The following is a 609-nucleotide window of genomic DNA, read 5'->3' as shown; positions in this document are numbered from 1 at the left end:
GCGCAGGCCTCGTCGCCGTCCAGCGCCACGACCGCGTGCCGCCAGCGCGCCTTGAAACGGTTCGCGAGCGCGGCGAAACGCACCTGCGCCCCACCGACGGCGAAGCTCGGAAAGACATGCAGCACCATGGGTGCCTCGATGCCGGCGCCACCGCATGGAAGGGCGGCCTTCTCGATCGGCATGTCCATCACCGGTGCGACGGCCCGGGAAGATATCCACGCCGGCGGCCCTGGCTCCGGCGCACGATCTCCTTCTCGGCCAGCGCGATCACCTGCCGCGCATTCCCTTCCCAGGTCAGATCCCGCAGCAGCACCTCGCGGCGCGCCGCCGCCCCCAGCTGCGCACGTAGCGCCGGCGAGCTGGCGAGCCGCTCCACCGCCTGCCAGATGGCGCCGGGGACGGCGGGATCGAAGAGCAGCGCCGTGCGTCCTTCCTCCAGCACCTCCCGGAGATTCGGCTGGTCCGGCGCGACGATGGCGCGGCCCGCGGCCATGTATTCGAAGACCTTGAGCGGCGAGGCATAGGGCACCGAAGCCGGCTGCAGCGCGATATCGAAGCCCGCGATCAGCCCGGGAATCTCCGAGCGCTCCGCAAGGCCGGTGAAACGGA

The 609-nt window shown here is 71.3% G+C and carries 2 protein-coding genes; both read right to left on the bottom strand.

What is annotated here, in order from left to right:
• On the bottom strand, positions 1–182 hold a 182-nt coding region (locus AC1DWF_RS36200), incomplete at its 3' end, for a hypothetical protein (protein WP_476843274.1).
• A gap of 5 nt (positions 183–187) precedes the next feature.
• On the bottom strand, positions 188–609 hold a 422-nt coding region (locus AC1DWF_RS36195; protein WP_476843273.1), incomplete at its 5' end, for a glycosyltransferase family protein.

Source organism: Aminobacter sp. P4_D5 (assembly GCF_056401815.1).
The sequence above is the reverse complement of the archived record's forward strand: the minus strand, read 5'-3'. Positions and strand labels throughout refer to the sequence as shown.